The following is a 17,214-nucleotide window of genomic DNA, read 5'->3' as shown; positions in this document are numbered from 1 at the left end:
GTTGTTGCTTTATTGGATAGAGACATCGCTGTCTCCTCCGTCTTCCCAGAACTCGTTGTCGGCGGCGATGAAGTTCAGCGCGAAGGTTTCGCCCACGAAGTTGAGCTGTGCCGTGTAGCGGACACCCGCGCGGGGCTGGAACTGCGACGGACGTTCGGCCGTGGCGATCTTTTCCTGCCTCCCGTAGATATATTCGACTTGAACCTTCACGTCCTTGCCGAAATAAGTGCCGTCCGTGGCGTTGCTCAACAGAAGCAGGTGCCTGTCGCCTATCAGGGGGACGGAACTGTTGGGAGCTACTGCAAGCCCTTCCTCGTTGTTATATATCGCGTATGTGCCGGGATAGGTGCCGCTGTAGGTGTAGAATCCGTCTTCGTTGGTGTTCTTGCTGAAATCTATGGTAATCGAGCGGGTGAAGTTGCCCGACAACGTAACCTTTTTGACGGTAACAGTTTCATCATCTCCCCCGTAATTGTAGTTGTTCACGGCGAAGCCCAAACCCGTCATGATATGGCTGAAGTTGAAACCCACGTTCCCCGTGGTGCGCAGGTGGTTATAGACGACGGAAACCATCGCGTCGGACGTCTGCGTGTCATCCAACTCGGTCGCTACATCGCCCGTCTCAGTGAACGGCATGGTGAACGTCAGTTTCGGCACGCCCCGTGTGGTGGCGCTGGCGGGACTTTCCACTGTAAAAGCGTCCATCGGGTAATAGGCGAAGAAGGTGTACCGGTAGCTGTCGGGAGAGGTCGCTGCCGCATCGTCCGTCGTGTTGTACCATTTTCGCGGGCCGCCACTGTTCTCAAAGTTATAAGTGCAGGCCGAGCCGTCGTAGGTGACGGCTTGATTGAAGAACACGTCGGGGAAGGCGTTGCCGCTCTTGTTGCCCCAATATGCACTGCCCGATGCCCAGTCCATTTCGGTGTCGCTACCGCGCTGGTAGGGCACGCAGTAGCCCAATACACCGAACGTGCCGCCGGTAGGAAATGCGTTGTGGAACGTGCTCCGGGTGAGCTTCTCCACGGTAATGCTCGGGGCGGCAAAGCGGATGGCGTCGGAACTGTCGGCTTCGGGCTGCGCCCATTCCTCCTGCTGGCAGGCGGAGCAGAGGAGCAGGAGAACCGAAAATATGTATCGTTGCTTCATTTGGATGTTCATTTTATCGTCAGGTTACAGATAGCTTATAATAAGGTTATTGGGTCACATCGATGGTTACGTTCCCGCCTATGGCGTCGCTCCATGCGTTGACCGTGGGCGGGTCGAACACGATGTAGCCTCCGCCGGTGAGGGTGAACGAGTAACGGTAATGGTTCGCCGCTGTCCACATGCTTACGGTGGTGGCAGGCAATGTGTAAGAAGCGGTCTTTCCCTTCTCGGCATCGGTGTCGTAGGTGACGGTCAGCTTCACCCCGTCCGTGAGCGATTGCGGAATGAGCAGCAGGTCGCCCGACACATCCGCATCTCCGGCTGGGGTTACGGAAGTCTCTTTCTCCACGCTGACGGTTCCCTCTGTCGTGTTGCTCCACAGGGGTTCCTTGCCGCTGTCGTAATCTCCCTTGACATCCAGCCCCTCAAGGGAGATGGAATGCACTGTGGCGTTGCCACCCTCACTGCGTGCCGCAAAGGTAACGCGTGCCAGCAAATGCTGGAATTTGAGGGCTACCGGACCGGGAGGCTCTGTCTGGCCTGCCATGACGGAGATACCCGTCTTTTCCGCCGTCATCAGGTCGAGCCCTTTCGTGGCATCGAAACCGTTGACGGTAAAAGTGCCGTCCGTGCAGGCGACAGAGGACACGGCATCGCCCAGCGTTTCTGTGGACGGATAGAGGGCGTAGAAGTCGTAGGTATTGCCCGAATGCCAGTACTGCAGGCCGCCTTCGTAAGTCCAGCCGCTACCGGAGCCGTAAGCCACGGTCGTGTTGTCGAATATCTGTACGTCGCTACCTGTGCCGTCAGTGTGGCGATAGCAGCCCCACACGCTGAACGACTGGCCGTCGGTGTTCAGGTCGTCCTCACTCCCGATGGCGGAGCGTGTCAGCGTGGGCAGCGAAAAACGTATCGCCCCGCTGTCTCCGGCTGTCTCCATGTCCTGCTCCATGCTTTCTGTGCAGGAAGCCGCCGACAACAGTGCCGCCGCCAGCAGGGGCAGGATTCCGAGGGTGTTCTTTCTTCTGTTCATATATCTCATCATATAAAGGTTATTCTGTTCTTGCAGGGAGGCTGCATGTTTGCGGTCTGTCCTGCATCGTTGTGGCCGGGAAGGGAACATTCAACCCCGCCCGGCCTGTATTCTTCGGACCGATTGGACTAATCGGTCGAGTTGTGTTTCCCGTTTCGCCGAGTTGAGTTTCTCGCCATGCTGAGTTGCTCAACTCACGGATGTGGGTCGGGCAACTCACGGAAACGGATTGGCAGGTACGGCAACCGTTTACTTCAGAGTAAGGTCGTCTCCCGGCGTGGTAAGCTTCCAGTCATCTACAGTCACGTCAAACTTGATAGGTTTGGCATTCGGGTCGGTGTTAATATCTTCCAATTTCAACTCGGCCGTGTAGTTGTAATAGTATCCGGCTGTCCACGTGTCCTTTTGCAAATTAGTTTCAGTTTCACTCGGTGAGTAACTCAACGTGGCAACGAAGTCTTGCTGGCCTACCGTCTCTTGGGCATCGTTCTTTACCGTTGCGGTAAAGTTGACCTTCAGTGTGCCACAGCTCTGTGGAATGACGTACAAGGGTGCGCACATCTGGCTGAAATACCCCTGTTCGTTGGCGGCATCGGCCGTTACATTGGGGATGTTTTCAAAGGTGTATGTACCCGTATAATTCAAGAGTCCGTCGCTATTCCATTTGATTGTTCCGTTGTTGTCCTTGTGGTACGTTCCTGTAGACTTGGTTGTAGCCTTTTCTATCCGCAGGCTGCTTACTGCCACGGTGTAAGTATTGGCCATTTTGGTCTTGAATGTGAAAGTCAGTTTGGACAGCATGTGCCGGAACGTCATGCCTACCGCCGGAGCATCGCCAGTAGAACCGTCCCATGTGTAGTTATTCTCATTTCCCATTGCGGCCACGAGGTCGTTCTTTCCGTCCGTGCTGTACTCTTTGAAAGTCAGCAGGCCGGATGTTGAATTGTCATTCGTTGAACCGGCATCGTAGCTGACAACTGTGTTGTCAAGCTGGCTTTCCCCGTTAGCATAGCCCGCAAAGCGGAACTCTTTGTTCTGTTCCCAGTAGTAGGTGTTTATGGGCTGCCAATTGTTATCGCCTATCTTATTCACCTGTACGTTGGTAAAGGCATCTGCCCACTCCGCACTTGATACGGCTTTGTTCTGTGCGAATACCCAGAACTTCTGAAAAGTTGCTTGCGCGACATCACCGGAACGGGTGGTCTTGTCCACAAAAGTTGAAAACTTGATGGGCTGGTTGGCGTAGTCGGCCACGTCCATCACTTCCTGATTGCTACAGCCGGAGAGCACCGCTGCGGTGACTCCCAGCAAAAATAAACTCTTCTTCATGTTGCAAAAGTTTAAATTAAAAATACATTGTTGTTTGGTTAATTGTTTAATTATCAATGGTCCCCTGTTTTATACAGGTCGCCTTTCTTACAATGGCAGGGGGATGTCGATGTAATCGCCCCATCCCTCCACGTCGATGTCGAAACCGCCGCCGGAGCCTGCCGCCCCTTCCTCGTCGGTGATGACAAGACCGTCGGAGACGATAATCACGCCGCCACGGGGCTGGGCCTTTACTTGGTCCGTCACATCGAACTCGAAGGTCTTCATCGCGCCGTTGTGCAGGCGCACTTCGAGATTGAGGTGGTAGGTATGTTCCGTGGTGCGGGTGTCGTCACCGTAGTGGTCGCCGGGATAGTCGGGAATGCCGAAGGATTTCACCGTGGCCTCCGGACCGTAGTCACGCAGGGTGCAGTCGAACATCACGGTTGCCGATTCCGGGCCGGTGTGTCCGTCGTTCAGATAGACGCTCTCGGCCATGCCTGCCAGTGCTCCGCGGGCGAGGGCCACGTACTGCAACCCCTGTTGGAACTCGTAGCGCACGAGGTAGGTATAGGTGAGCGGCTGCAAACGCACGGGCAGGCTGACAGTCTCCTGCGTGGGCAGGGCTTCGTAGCTGCCTATGTATGCGCCGTAAAGCATGTCGGGCTGGTTCACGGTGCGCTCGTCCGCGTGCATGGCCTCGAAAGACCCCCGCGTCAGGCTGCGGGTGGTAGCACGTGCGGAAGTCAGTGCGGCGATGTCGTTGAAGACGATGTATTCCGTGTCATTGTTGTAGAACAACAGATCGTGCGTACCCTCGTTCATGTAGAGACGGCCGCCTTCGGGCGACAGGTTGCCCTCGTTCTCGGCGATGCCGCCGGTATAGATGCGGGCACGGATACCTGTGGGCACGTCGGGGCGAAGGTCGTCATAGCGTTGGGGCCATGCGGAGTTCCACACGGACTGCCAGTCGGTCTGGTAGCTGCGTTCCCATTCCTGTTCCCACGTGGCGGTGAGGTCTACCTGAACGGAGAAAGCATGGTCGGGGTGGTCGTAACAGAGATCCTTGCGGCAACCACCCAACAGCAGGAGCGTGGCGGCGTATAATGCCATATATAGCGATGTGCGTCTCATCGTGCACCTCCTTTCTTCTTATCCGTGTTCCACAAACGCCAGACGAGCGTCAGTTTCAGTTTCAGCGGCCCGAAATAGTCCAGTTTGCTGGTCTGCCGATAGACGTAATGCGTGCCGCCCAGGTAAGGTATCGGGTCGTACACCTCGTACTTGCTGTGCATGTACCCCAGACCGATACCGGCTTCCAGCGAGAGCCGCCGTCCGATGGGGAACATGTAGCCGTAGCTGACACCCACCATTTCGGCCTCGCCCTGATAGCCCTCTTTGCCGTTTTCAAGGTCGTACCACGTGAAGCCGCCGAACACGCCGAGGTAGTGTCCGTGCCACGGGCTGCCTTGCTTCTGTCCGAACCACCACCGTCCCTCCGGGCTGATCGTGGCCACCTGATAATACTTGTGCTTGCCGTCGTTCTTCCACCATGCCATGTCGCCTTCGAGGTTCACCGTCCAGCGGTCGGAGATGCGGTACTCCACTTCGAGCGAAGGCATCAGTATCGCGTCGTAGAGCAGGTTGGTCTTGACGGCCAGCCGCTGCACCGTCGGTCTCTGCGGTTGCACGGTCGCTTCCTGCCGCACCGTTGCCGGCTCGGAGGTCGTTTCTGCCACGCTATCGGGTTGCAGGGCCGGTTCCTGCTCTTTCACTTTCGTCTCTTTTTGGGGAATGACTTTTACGGGCGGTTCGGGTTTCCGGTAGCAGGCCACCGAGAGGCTGGAGCGCAGTTCGGGAAAGAAATTCTCCAGCATGTAGGTGTACGGCATACCGCCCCGCAGGTCCATGAGCTGTTTTTTGCGTCCGTCCACTACGCGGCCTGCCTTGTCGAACACCCATACGGGCGTATGGTCAAGGATATGCAGCACCTCTTCCTTGTATAATATGTCCGAGACGGCAACCATCTGGCGCAGCATGTCCCACGCAATACCTTCTCCATGTATGCAGATCAAACTGTCGGGGATTCCGGCGTGGCGCACGAGATAGGATTTCAGGGAGTCGGCCCTGCGCTCTGACAGCACCTCGTTGAGACGGTTCACACCTTCGGGCGATGCCCACGAGCGTATCACGACGCTTTCAAGGCGGCCCGCACCGTGTTCTTCACGCAGGGTGCGGATAAAACGCTCCAGTTCCGCGCGGTTGTCCCGGAAGAGCACGTCCACTTCCCTGTGGCCCTGCCGGTAATGGATACGGACCGAGTCCAACTCTTGCGCATGAACATACCCGCCGCAGAATAAAAGAAATAATAACAGTATTCGTTTCATTGTCATAATTCTGTCTATGCCAATTTATTTATATCAGCTATTTATTCAATCTCTGTACGTTTGTCCGTGCCGTGCTTCTTTCTTTAGAGGCAAAAAAGCACCGAACCAACAAATAATCAGCCGGATAACTGTTAGTTATGCCGATTTATTTGTTGGTTTAATCGTTCGTTAAAAAGACTATCGGAAAAAAGGTCGTATTATTCGGACACTCCGGGAAAATTTGTCCTACTCAAAGAGTTGAAACGCAATTTTTTGCAGATTTTTTTTGTGGATAATTTGTGTTTTTGTAATTTTGTGGCTGAAAACGAACGATTTAACCAACGTAAAATCATACCGTCCGTTTTTGCAACTCCCCTTTCCGTCTTATCTCTTTCTCTTTCATGGCCTTATCTATTTCCTTATAGTGACTGCGGAATTTCATGAACGTATCCCGCGAAATGTCGAAACGCCTGCATATATCGGCAATCGTACAGTTCCGCTTCAACATGCCGACGATGACCTTCCGGTTTTCGATCAGCACGTTCATTTTCGTGTAGCTGCCTTTTTTCCGGCCAAGGACGACACCCTCGGCTTTCCGCAGGGCGAGCGCCTCCTTCGTGCGCATCGAAATCAGGTTGCGTTCAATCTCCGCAACCAAACCGAATGCGAAACAGAGTACCTTGCTGTTGATGGAGTTGTCGAACGAATACCCCTCCTTGGTCGTGTAAAGGTTGATTCCCTTCTCCAGACACTTGCCCATGATGGCCATGAGGTCCGTCAGCGTGCGGCTTAGGCGTGATATTTCCGTGACAATCAGCGTGTCGCCATGTTTCATGCGCCGTATCAGTCCCCCTAATTTGCGGTCGCACCCCTTTTTCTTGCCGCTGGCGATCTCCGTTACCCACTGGCTGACGGAAAGATTTCTACTGTCGGCGAAACGCCGGATCTCGTCTTGTTGGTTAGCCGGGTTCTGTTTGCCCGTGCTGACCCTTAAATAACCTATTATCATAGTCCTTAATTATTTTACGGGAGCGACATTGCCCCCGTCCGGTATAAATAAGGCATGATGGTTCGAAATGAAAGGATTTTGTGTATAATTATAAGCGTAACATCTTATTTTACACCTATTTTAATGTCTATCCGAAGTATCGTCGGGAAAGCCAGGCACGTGCATCTCCTTCGGAAAAAGGCATAAGCTCGTGAAGAGCAAAAAACTTTGCGGAGGAAATGCCACATTCGTGGGACTGCATGAAGTCGGAGCCTATGGCAACAGGCATTCCCTGATGCCGGATTTGAATGGTGACGAATGGACCGGATGCCCCAAATGGTTAGACGAGCAATGCTGAAATCGAATAATAGGTCGGGGAATAAAAGAAAAATGCGGTATTCTCGGTAAGCAAGAAGCCGCATTTGTAATAAGTACCCCGATTTCTGTAAAAACGCTTTGTCCGAAAGTTGTCCGTTGGATAGGTTGTGCTTATTTCAATGATTTGCGTAGCAACGGAAGGCGTTTCAGTATATGGCCGATAGAAAGGACAGTTGTAACGATTCCTGTCCAAAAATGACATAGCCCGACCGGGGAACCTGCTCCTTCTATGCCCAATAAAGCGAATCCGGTCAGAACCACGGACAGGAACAGAATCGACAGTACCGCCGTGACCTTGCTTTTCCGGCCTATTCCGTTCTTGGCAGTTCCCTTATACCAGCCCCAATGCGTCGCTATATGGAATATGGAGGCCATGAGGAACAGCAGGCTCGTCAGGACATGGAAAACTGCCCAATTATGCCATACCTCGTGATTACCTTCATAGTCGGCCACATGCAATTCGATTCCGGAGTATGCGGACAGGACAAACACGGGAATCAGACTCCAGTCTATTACAAAAATCTTTTTCATCTGTCTTTCGGTTTTAATAGATGCGGCAAAGTTCGCATCTTCGACTGGAACCGGACGATAACAAATGTAAAGAAATGAACTATCGCCTGTTTCTGATCCTCGACAGGGAAACGGCTGTAATTCCCAAATAGGAGGCAATATAATGCTGGGGAACCCGCTGTATGATGGAGGGGTATTCTTTCAGCAGTTCTTCATACCGTTGTTGGGGGGTGTTCTTTATGCGGGAAAGGAAGAGCCGCTGATAGACATGGAAGCGTTCGATGATTTTTTCCTCGTATATCTGCCGTAACACGGGCTTCTGTCCGAGGTTTCTGAAAAAATCTTCCCGCTTCATTACCGACAGTTCAGCCGGCTCTATGCTCTCCAAGGAAAAAAGGCTCGGTGTCCGTTTATACAGGCTGTCGAACGATGCGACGAAATCCCCCTCGAAAAAGAACTGGAAAGTGATGTCTTGCCCTTCGTTGTTGAAAAACAGGCGCAGGCAACCTTTCCGGATCAAGAACAACTTGTCCGCTATCCTGCCTTCTTCCAGTAATATCGTTTTGGGAGGAACAGATAACTCGGTTATCTCCGGAAGCGATAGAAAATAGGCGTTTTTATCAGAGTTCATTGTTATTTCATCTTTATTCGTCATGGTTTGTTATATCCTTGGCGAAAATAATATTTAGGATGTATATAATTACCATAGTATATTATAAAACCTGTGACCTAAAAGATAGATACGCCATGGAAAGCAAGGATTACCCCGATGGACAATCCTTGTTCTTTTTACTATTTCAGCAATTTTTTGCTTCCGTCACTCTCCAATACTTTCATCTGTTGAATGGCTATCTGATTGAGTTTAATCAACCGCTCACCCTGCGGAATACCTTGGTCTATAAATACTGCATTGAGGTTTTCCATATTTGAAAGGCAAATCAATTCGTTAATAGAGGCATAGTCCCGGATATTCCCTTTCAGTTCGGGGTGTTGCTCACGCCACATCTTGGCGGTCATACCGAACATCGCCACATTCAGCATATCGGCTTCATCGGCATAAATAATACTGGCTTGTTTGGCGGTTACCTCTGCCGGGATAAGGTTCTGTTTTATAGCATCGGTATGTATGCGGTAGTTGATTTTCGACAGTTCCCGTTTGGCAGACCAACCGAGTTGCTGTTGTTCCTCGGTCTTTAATCGTTGGAACTCCTTTATAATATACAGTTCAAATTCAACGGAAATCCAGCTTGCAAACTTAAATGCTATATCCTTGTGAGCGTAAGTGCCGCCGTAGCGTCCTGACTTGGATAGTATTCCTATTGCGTTTGTCGTACTTATCCATTTTGTCGGTGATAAGGTAAAGGCGTTCAGCCCGGCTTCCTTTTTAAACCCCTCGAATTCGAGGGGTTTAAAATTAGGGTTATATAAACTCTCCCAAATACCCAGATATTCTATTGTATTCCGGTTACGCAGCCAGTTCCCGATAACCGCAGTCGGATCATCGCTTTTGTATCTTGCTATGTCTGTCAGGCTGATATAATCATTCTCGTTGACTGATATAATTGTGACACTCGTATCTTTTACTGTAATCTTTGCCATTTTATATTTGATTCTTTGAGTTTTAAGTACAAAAGTAATTATAATCTATGAGACTTTCTCCTTTTCAATGAACAATATGACTTTTCCTTTCGGATATAAACAAGGTATTTCGCTACCTCCGGTAATACCTGCTTTTCCCTTATTTCAATCATGTAAAATCACCACAAATAGGTATTGTCCAGTAAATTCAAACCCCGTACTTTTGCAAAATATAAACGGAAACGTCGTTCATTATTTATGCAGGTACTCAAAGAAGACATACGCGGCCGCATATTGGCAGTCGCCGAACAGCGATTCGGGCAGCAGGGGTATTCCAAGACCTCCATGCGTGAGATTGCCGGAGCCGTCGGGGTCGGTGTGGGAAACATATACAATTATTTCCGGAACAAGGACGAATTGTTCTGTGAAGTGGTCCGTCCCGTCCTGCACGCTATGGAAGCCATGTTGCAGGAGCATCACGGCATACGCGGCGAGGACGTGATGACGATGCGTTCCGAAAAATATCTGAAAGCCTGTATCGACGAATACGTTTCACTCATCGAAACGCATCGCAGTCTGCTGGAGATCCTGTTGTTCCGTGCCCAAGGCTCTTCGCTGGAACATTTTCGCGAAAGCTACACCGACCGCTCGACCGGGCTGGTCAAGGCATGGTTCGCCGCCATGAAGAAAAAGTATCCGGATATAAATACGGCCGTGTCCGACTTCATCATTCACCTGCATACGGTGTGGATGTTCACGCTGTTCGAGGAACTGTTGATGCACGCAGTGCCCAAGCAGGAAATGGAATCCATTCTGCACGACTATATTCTGTTTGAAATTCAAGGTTGGAGGGCCATTATCAAGGTATGACGGATAGAAAAGACACATACGGACGAGCTGCCGTGACGGGGCAGCGGGAAAAGAGGAAATCTTCACGAAGGTTTCCTCTTTTTTTATTCGTGAACAAATCTGAATATCGTTCATTAATAAATATCATAACAAATGAAACAGAAACATAAATTCGAGAGCATTGTCGCCGAGACATTGCTCATTCCGCTCTACTACAGGGCGAAAGAGAGCCGCCGAAAGAACCCGATTCTGAACGACAAGGTTGCGGAGGGTCTGGTGGACAGTCTGGAATACGACTATTCCCGTTTCGACGGGGCGAAGCTGAGCGAGGTCGGCTGCGTGGTGCGCGGGTGGTTTTTCGACCGTGCCGTGCGCCGCTTCATCGGGAAACACGCTAATGCGGTGGTAGTGAACGTGGGGTGCGGTCTGGACACCCGTTTCCAGCGTATCGGCGACGGGAAGGCTGTATTCTACGACATGGACCTGCCGGAAGTCATTGCGCTACGCCGCGAGCTGATTCCGGAGCAGCCGGGCAATCCCTATATCGCGGCCTCCCTGCTGGAAACCGACTGGCTGGACGACCTGCGCCGTCGGCATTCCGATGCGCATTTTATTTTCGTGGTCGAAGGCGTGCTGATGTATTTCTACGAAAAGCAGGTAAAGGCATTCCTGCATCATGTAGCGGAGCGTTTCGGGGGCGGCGAACTGTGGTTCGATGTCTGCGGCACAATAATGAGCCGTCACGGGGTGAAACCCGATTCGCTCCGCGGACACGAGGCGCAAATCCGCTCCGGTCTGAGCGACGGGCGTCTGGTAGAACAATGGGAACCCCGCCTGCGCCTTCTGGAACAGGCCAACTACATGAAATTCTTCCGTCCGCGCTGGGGCTTCTTCTTCGGGCAGATATTGGGACGGATGACGCGGTTGTGCTACAAGTTCAGCTCAATGTTGGGATATGAAATCGTATCGAAATGACAAGGTATAAAATCGGAAAAGACAATGGATAAGACAAAGAAGAAAGAAGGTCTGTCCCGCCTGTTCGAGATTGCGGGACAGAAGAAAGGACTGCTCTTTCTGGCAGGTCTGCTGTCGGCAGGCAGCGCCGTGTGTATGCTCGTACCCTATTGGGCGGTGTACGAGGTGTTGAAAGAGCTGCTGACGCACGGTGCAAGCCCGGCTTCGGTGGACGGAGCCGGCATGATTCGCTGGGGCTGGATCGCCTTCTGCGGGCTTATCGGCGGACTGGTGCTGTTGTACGCCGCCCTGATGTTCTCGCACGTGGCGGCATTCCGCATTCTGTACGGGTTGCGCGTCCGGCTGTCCGAACACATCGGCAAGCTGTCGCTGGGTTATCTCAACAACACCTCTACCGGAGCCATCAAGAAGACGATGGAGCAGAACATCGAGAAAATCGAGGGATTCATCGCCCACACGATTCCCGACTTGGTGAACGTAGTGGCGACGGTCGTGGTGATGCTCGTCATCTTTTTCTCGCTGGATACATGGCTGACAGTGGTCTGTCTGGCCGTGGTTTTGGTGAGTTTCGCCCTGCAATTCTCCAATTTCATGGGAAAGAAGGCACGGGAGTTCATGAGTATCTATTATGACGCGCAGGAGAAGATGAGCGCCTCCGCCGTGCAGTACGTCAGGGGAATGCCCGTAGTGAAGATATTCGGACAGAGCGTCCGCTCGTTCCGGCAGTTCAATGCCGAGATACAGGCGTATAAGACGTTCGCCCTGAAATGCTGCGACACCTACCAGAACGGAATGATTGCGTTCACCGTCCTGCTTAACTCGATGGTGACGTTCATTCTACCTGTGGGTATCCTGTTAATACAAGGAAATCCCCAGTCGCTTGCATTGGCCACCGTATGGCTGTTTTTCATCATCATGGGGCCGGGTGTGGCTTCGCCCATCTACAAACTGACGTTTCTGGGCGGAAACACCAAGGAGATCGACGAAGGCGTGGCGCGGATCGACCGCATTCTGGAGAAAAAGCCCGTTCCCGAACCGGAACGCCCCGAAGTGCCACAGTCGTATGAGGTGGAGTTCCGCCACGTGTCGTTCTCCTACGAAAATACGGAACAGGGCACACGTACCGAGGCGCTGCGCGATGTCTGCTTTACGGCGCCGCAAGGCCGGATTACAGCGCTCGTGGGGCCTTCGGGAAGCGGCAAGTCCACCGTCGCGAATCTGATTCCCCGTTTCTGGGACGTGGAGCAGGGCGAGGTGCTCATCGGCGGCGTGAACATCAGGAACATTGCTACGCCGCAGTTGATGGATACCGTTTCATTCGTCTTTCAGGATACTTTCCTGTTCTATGACACGCTGTACGAGAACATCGCCGTCGGTTCCCCCGCCGCCACGAAAGAAACGGTAGTGGCAGCGGCCAAAGCCGCCCAGTGCCACGAGTTCATCGAGCGGCTGCCGCAAGGCTACGAGACGAGGATAGGCGACGAGGGCGTGTATCTGTCAGGCGGCGAGGCGCAGCGGGTATGCGTGGCCCGCGCCATTCTGAAGAATGCGCCGATACTGGTGCTGGACGAAGCCACGGCCTTCGCCGACCCGGAGAACGAATACAAGATGCAGCAGGCCCTTCAATCCCTGATAAAGGGCAAGACCGTGATTATTATCGCCCACCGGCTGTCGTCCATCGTCTCGGCGGACAACATCGTGGTCTTGCAGCAGGGCCGGATCGTACAGCAGGGCCGGCACGACGACTTATCCGTCGCCGAGGGTCTCTACAAGAACATGTGGGATGCCTATACGAGCGCTTATCATTGGAAGTTGAACAAAAATTGAATACGGAGATATGAAAAAGAATAGTTTCTTGAACGATATTTTACAGAATACGAGTTGCCCGCAGGGATTCTGGGGACGGATGATTTTGCGGGGAATGAACTGTTTCCACGCTTCGCTGGCCCGTCGCGGCATGAAACAGGTGGACTGGCGGCCGGAATGGAATGTGCTGGACATCGGATGCGGGGGCGGCGCCAACGTAAAGCGTCTGCTGAAGCTGTGTCCGCAGGGAAAAGTTTACGGCATGGACCTGTCGGAGGAGAGCGTCGCCTTCGCCCGCAGGCACAATGCAGGAGAACTGGATCGACGCTGTTTCATACGGCAGGGCGATGTCTGCTCCCTGCCTTACGGGGACGGGGCCTTCGATGCCGTTACGGCCTTCGAGACCGTCTATTTCTGGTCTCCCGTCAGCAAGGCGCTGGCCGAAGTCTTCCGCGTGCTCCGGAAAGGGGGATGCTTTCTCATCAGTCTGGAAGCGAGCGACCCCGAACTCGGAAAGGCGTGGACGGACAGGATAAAGGGAATGACGGTGTATGGAGCCGAAGACCTGAAACGGTTGCTGTCCAAAGCCGGATTTTCCGACATTCGGATGATTCAGAAAAAAGAAGAACTGCATATCATCGCACATAAATGAAAGGAGTGGAATATGAATGCGATTAAAAACATTACGATAGGCCATACGGAGCGTCTTTATAAGCCCGTGGGCTATACCATGCTCGTCAATCTGGTCAATATCATACCTTTCTGTCTCTCCATCGAGGCGGTGCGCATCATCTTCGCCGCATTCGACGGCAGCGGACGACCGCTCGACACGGCAAGGCTGTGGTGTATTTTCGGCATATTGGCCGTCTATATGCTGGTGATGGCTCTGGCTGAACGGACCTCCTACCGGGCCAATTTCAGAGGAGCCTACGAGATGAGTGCGTCGGGGCGTATCGCACTGGCGGAACATCTGCGGAAACTCTCTCTCGGATTTCTTTCCCGGCGCGACCCCGGCGATCTTTCATCCATGCTCGTTACCGATTTCACGATGGCCGAGACGGGCATTTCCCACCATTTGCCCCAACTGATGGGAGCCGTCGTCATGCCCGTACTGGCGTTCCTCTCGCTGGTATGGATCGACTGGCGGATGGCCGTTGCCATGTTCGCCGCCCTGCCGGTCGCCATACTTGTCCTATGGATGAGCACGAGTGTGCAGAAAAGGTTGAGCGGCAAGCAGATACAAGCCAAAATCAATGCCGGGAACCGCTTGGAGGAATACTTGCAGGGCATTCGGGTGATGAAAGCCTACAACCTGCTGGGCGACCGCTTTGTCCGGCTGCGCGACGCTTTTGCGGAATTGCGCCGTGCCTGCATCCGTCAGGAGGCTTTGCTGGGTCCTTTCGTGCTGCTGTGCATTACATTGGTGCGGGCCGGACTGACCCTGATGGTGCTGTGCGGAACCTACCTGCTGCTGGGAGGCGAACTCTCGCTGCTCGTGTTCGTATTGTTCCTCGTGGTCGGCTCGCGTGTGTTCGACCCGCTGACTTCGGCGCTGACCAACTTTGCGGAGTTCCGCTACTTCTCCATTGCCGGAGGGCGCATTCTCACGCTGATGAACGAGCCGGAGATGGAAGGCGAACGGCAGGCTCCGGTCACCGGCGACATCCGTTTCGAGCATGTGTCGTTCGCCTATCAGGACAAGACGGTGCTGCAGGACGTTTCCATTGCGTTTTCGAAGAACACGCTGACGGCTCTCGTCGGTCCTTCGGGCAGCGGGAAAAGTACGGTGATGAAACTTTGCGCCCGATTCTACGACCCGCAGCAGGGGCGTGTCCTTTTCGATAGCGTCCCGATGAAAGATATAGAACCCGAAAGTCTGATGAGCCGCATCTCGATGGTGTTCCAGGACGTCTATCTGTTTCAGGACACGATACGCGACAATATCCGCTTCGGAAAGCCCGGTGCGACGGACGAGGAGGTCATCGCAGCAGCCGAGAAAGCCTGCTGCCACGATTTCATCATGCGCCTGCCGCAGGGATACGACACGATGGTGGGCGAAGGCGGCTGCACGCTCTCCGGCGGCGAGAAGCAGCGCATATCCATCGCCCGCGCCATCCTGAAGGATGCGCCGATCATCCTGCTGGACGAAGCGACCGCATCGCTCGACCCGGAAAACGAGGTGGAGGTGCAGAAAGCCATCGACACGCTTATCGAGGGACGCACCGTCATCGTCATCGCCCACAAGCTCAAGACGATTATGAATGCGGACCGGATCGTCGTTCTGGAAGACGGACGGGTAAAGGAGCAGGGCACGCACGACGAGCTGATGCGGCACGAGGGGCTTTATGCCCGTCTGTGGACGATTCAGGAGAAATCCGCAGGCTGGACCGTATAGAATAACGGAAAGCCCGGATAATAGGACTTTCACGAAAAGCCGGAAAGAAGGCAACCCCCTCTTTTCGGCTTTTCCTTATCTTATCGGCATTGTCGTAAATCAGTACGACGGCATAGTTACTGTTTCTGACTGCTGAACGATGTTGCGTTATTCATTGTTCGCTGGACCTTTCGGTTATGGCAGAGACAAGACCGCTACCCGGCCTCGTGTCCGGAAACACCTTATTATAATTATACCGAAAAATTTCCTTTTCAAGTCCATATTCTATCCCTCTTATATCCCGTTCGCCTTTCCTTTTTATTTATTCTCATTCTTATCGTTCCCTGCCGCACTCCCTTGTCGGTGTGATTTTCCCATGCGAAGGTACAGCGTCATTCGGTCGTCAAGTACCGCTCCGCTAACCGGCTCGCGGATTTGCCCGGCAGCCTTCCCAAATCGAAGATGACCTTTCGGTCCCCGCCGTGCTGCGCTGTCGGGTTGGGTATTCCGTTCAATCCCCGGCGGTTTCCTTGCCTTTTCCTCATTTTCCCACTGTGCTGGCTTGCATGTAAAATCTCTCCCGGCAAGGAAAGCTGAAAGGCCTCCGAGGGGAGGGAAATAAATAATTCGGATGTTTAATTAAACTTTTATGTATTATGCACGCAGATATTAATCAAATTACGGAAGGGAAAGTTCTGGACGGACAGGTTAAAACAAAAATTTTTGAGACATTTCAGCAGTCATGTTTTTTGTTTGATGAAACAAGCGGTCAATGCGCCTATATGGGGTCGGTTCGTAAATGCGATGGGAAGTGTCGCCTCATGTTACGCTTTAAGCTGAATCTGGAAAAACGGTTTGGTTGAAAAGGATTTACAGCCGTTTGCAGAACCTTATCGACAAGTTCAAAATAGCGGATAGAAAGATATATTAATTTTTAATCTTGACAAGATATGAGTATAATATGTACACGATGTGGCGGTACGCAGGTAGTATGCGAAGCCACGGTAAACCCCAACACCCAAGTGATAACGGAAATTGCCGACGATTCTTTGCAATCCGGTTGGTGCGAAACCTGTAAGGTACGAAGCGTCCTGACGGATGTAGAGAAAACAAAGGCCGCCATCAAGAGCGGATTTGCCGGATTTGTCGAGGTGAACGGCAGGAAGCCTCATTATGCAAGCTGTCGGATAGTATGGAAGTACACCAACGATTCCGAAGACGTAAAAATCCGGCTGCTGGGAAGCGATGAAAGTATCGGAAACAACATGTTCTTCTCCTGTGGCAGTATCCATGCCCTCGAATCTCTGGCAGAGTTTGGAAAAGAACCGTTCATCGTAACGGAATGTTACGCATTCAAAACCTTTACGGAAGAAGAAATATCCGATGAAAAGACGTATGAATACGAGTTCGGAGGAGAGAAAATCGCTGTTACAGGCAAAGAAGTACGTGCATTCTATCCGGGGCTGACGGCACAGGACATCGAACAGTTCGCAGCCTATAATACGGCAAAACGCAAGTATTACCGGAAAAATAATTGTCAGCTTACCCCGGAGCTTGTCCGGCGGTTGCTCGATGAAGGACATTTGATGAAAGCGGGTGAATCCGACAGTTTCACGATTCAGTTGTTCTTCCTGTGGCATGTGCGGATTCGGAGAGAGCCTGAAAACCTTGCACCGTTCGAATACGCTCTGGAAGCCTGTTGCTTGGATAATATACAGACTTTCAGCCGTCGGTACACCACGCTCGAAAAAGCTTTGCTCCATTGCCTGAACGGTTTCAATGAAAACGCGAATATTCAAAACCGTTACCAATCCCTGCAAGACTATTTTTACAGGCATACGCATGGCAAATATTAATCCCCGGCAGAGATATGCACATAAAAAAACGGTCCCGGAATAATCGT

At 52.4% G+C, this 17,214-nt stretch carries 16 protein-coding genes; 7 read left to right on the top strand and 9 right to left on the bottom strand.

The genetic code is table 11. The features are described 5' to 3' along the window. Window positions 1-9: 9 nt before the first annotated feature. The 6 genes from AB5903_RS03020 to AB5903_RS02995 form a co-directional block, all read right to left on the bottom strand. A complete protein-coding gene (locus AB5903_RS03020) occupies window positions 10-918 on the bottom strand; it encodes a fimbrillin family protein (RefSeq protein WP_368117648.1) in 909 nt (302 codons plus the stop codon). A 274-nt stretch (window positions 919-1,192) separates the two neighbouring features. Next, entirely contained in the window at window positions 1,193-2,179 is a 987-nt protein-coding gene (locus AB5903_RS03015; protein ID WP_226890772.1) for a fimbrillin family protein, read from the bottom strand. 249 nt (window positions 2,180-2,428) lie between these two features. Continuing rightward, on the bottom strand, window positions 2,429-3,508 hold the full coding sequence (locus AB5903_RS03010; RefSeq protein WP_149923563.1) for a fimbrillin family protein: 1,080 nt from the start codon (window positions 3,506-3,508) through the stop codon (window positions 2,429-2,431). Window positions 3,509-3,595: 87 nt separating this feature from the next. Further along, the gene (locus AB5903_RS03005) at window positions 3,596-4,621 is read right to left on the bottom strand and encodes a DUF5119 domain-containing protein (protein WP_149923564.1); all 1,026 of its coding nucleotides are present in this window, start codon (window positions 4,619-4,621) and stop codon (window positions 3,596-3,598) included. Continuing rightward, window positions 4,618-5,679, bottom strand: coding sequence for a DUF3575 domain-containing protein (locus tag AB5903_RS03000; protein WP_227212753.1), 1,062 nt, complete (start codon window positions 5,677-5,679; stop codon window positions 4,618-4,620). The genes AB5903_RS03005 and AB5903_RS03000 overlap by 4 nt, the downstream gene beginning before the upstream one ends. Window positions 5,680-6,202: 523 nt before the next feature. Continuing rightward, window positions 6,203-6,862 (bottom strand): recombinase family protein, encoded by a 660-nt coding sequence (locus AB5903_RS02995; RefSeq protein ID WP_117859333.1) that lies wholly within the window; start codon window positions 6,860-6,862, stop codon window positions 6,203-6,205. Window positions 6,863-7,052: 190 nt separating this feature from the next. Between AB5903_RS02995 and AB5903_RS02990 the strand changes: the two genes are divergently transcribed. Continuing rightward, complete coding sequence (locus AB5903_RS02990; RefSeq protein ID WP_172774847.1) at window positions 7,053-7,199, top strand: hypothetical protein; 147 nt, start codon at window positions 7,053-7,055, stop codon at window positions 7,197-7,199. A gap of 131 nt (window positions 7,200-7,330) precedes the next feature. On the opposite strand, the gene AB5903_RS02985 is transcribed toward AB5903_RS02990, so the two are convergent. From AB5903_RS02985 to AB5903_RS02975, 3 genes are all read right to left on the bottom strand, one after another. Then, window positions 7,331-7,750, bottom strand: a complete 420-nt coding sequence (locus AB5903_RS02985) for a DUF4405 domain-containing protein (protein ID WP_117859335.1) — start codon at window positions 7,748-7,750, stop codon at window positions 7,331-7,333. A 79-nt stretch (window positions 7,751-7,829) separates the two neighbouring features. Next, window positions 7,830-8,360 carry a Crp/Fnr family transcriptional regulator gene (locus tag AB5903_RS02980; RefSeq protein WP_172624273.1) on the bottom strand — a complete coding sequence of 177 codons (531 nt, stop codon included), beginning with the start codon at window positions 8,358-8,360 and terminating at the stop codon, window positions 7,830-7,832. Between the two features lie 161 nt (window positions 8,361-8,521). Continuing rightward, entirely contained in the window at window positions 8,522-9,328 is an 807-nt protein-coding gene (locus AB5903_RS02975; RefSeq protein ID WP_147542211.1) for a KilA-N domain-containing protein, read from the bottom strand. A gap of 237 nt (window positions 9,329-9,565) precedes the next feature. Between AB5903_RS02975 and AB5903_RS02970 the strand changes: the two genes are divergently transcribed. The 6 genes from AB5903_RS02970 (at window position 9,566) to AB5903_RS02945 (ending at window position 17,167) form a co-directional block, all read left to right on the top strand. After that, complete coding sequence (locus AB5903_RS02970; RefSeq protein ID WP_117858261.1) at window positions 9,566-10,177, top strand: TetR/AcrR family transcriptional regulator; 612 nt, start codon at window positions 9,566-9,568, stop codon at window positions 10,175-10,177. A 132-nt stretch (window positions 10,178-10,309) separates the two neighbouring features. Beyond that, on the top strand, window positions 10,310-11,131 hold the full coding sequence (locus AB5903_RS02965; RefSeq protein WP_149923566.1) for a class I SAM-dependent methyltransferase: 822 nt from the start codon (window positions 10,310-10,312) through the stop codon (window positions 11,129-11,131). A 24-nt stretch (window positions 11,132-11,155) separates the two neighbouring features. After that, window positions 11,156-12,958, top strand: coding sequence for an ABC transporter ATP-binding protein (locus AB5903_RS02960; RefSeq protein ID WP_149923567.1), 1,803 nt, complete (start codon window positions 11,156-11,158; stop codon window positions 12,956-12,958). Between the two features lie 10 nt (window positions 12,959-12,968). Beyond that, the gene (locus AB5903_RS02955; RefSeq protein WP_117858264.1) at window positions 12,969-13,589 is read left to right on the top strand and encodes a class I SAM-dependent methyltransferase; all 621 of its coding nucleotides are present in this window, start codon (window positions 12,969-12,971) and stop codon (window positions 13,587-13,589) included. A 12-nt stretch (window positions 13,590-13,601) separates the two neighbouring features. Further along, complete coding sequence (locus AB5903_RS02950) at window positions 13,602-15,332, top strand: ABC transporter ATP-binding protein (RefSeq protein ID WP_149923568.1); 1,731 nt, start codon at window positions 13,602-13,604, stop codon at window positions 15,330-15,332. A gap of 929 nt (window positions 15,333-16,261) precedes the next feature. Continuing rightward, a complete protein-coding gene (locus AB5903_RS02945) occupies window positions 16,262-17,167 on the top strand; it encodes a hypothetical protein (RefSeq protein ID WP_117858269.1) in 906 nt (301 codons plus the stop codon). The last annotated feature ends 47 nt before the right edge of the window (window positions 17,168-17,214 follow it).

This window comes from Bacteroides sp. 2201st1_D9_2201SCRN_220225 (assembly GCF_040928965.1).
In the GTDB taxonomy this organism is placed as follows: domain Bacteria; phylum Bacteroidota; class Bacteroidia; order Bacteroidales; family Bacteroidaceae; genus Bacteroides; species Bacteroides stercoris.
The sequence above is the reverse complement of the archived record's forward strand: the minus strand, read 5'-3'. Positions and strand labels throughout refer to the sequence as shown.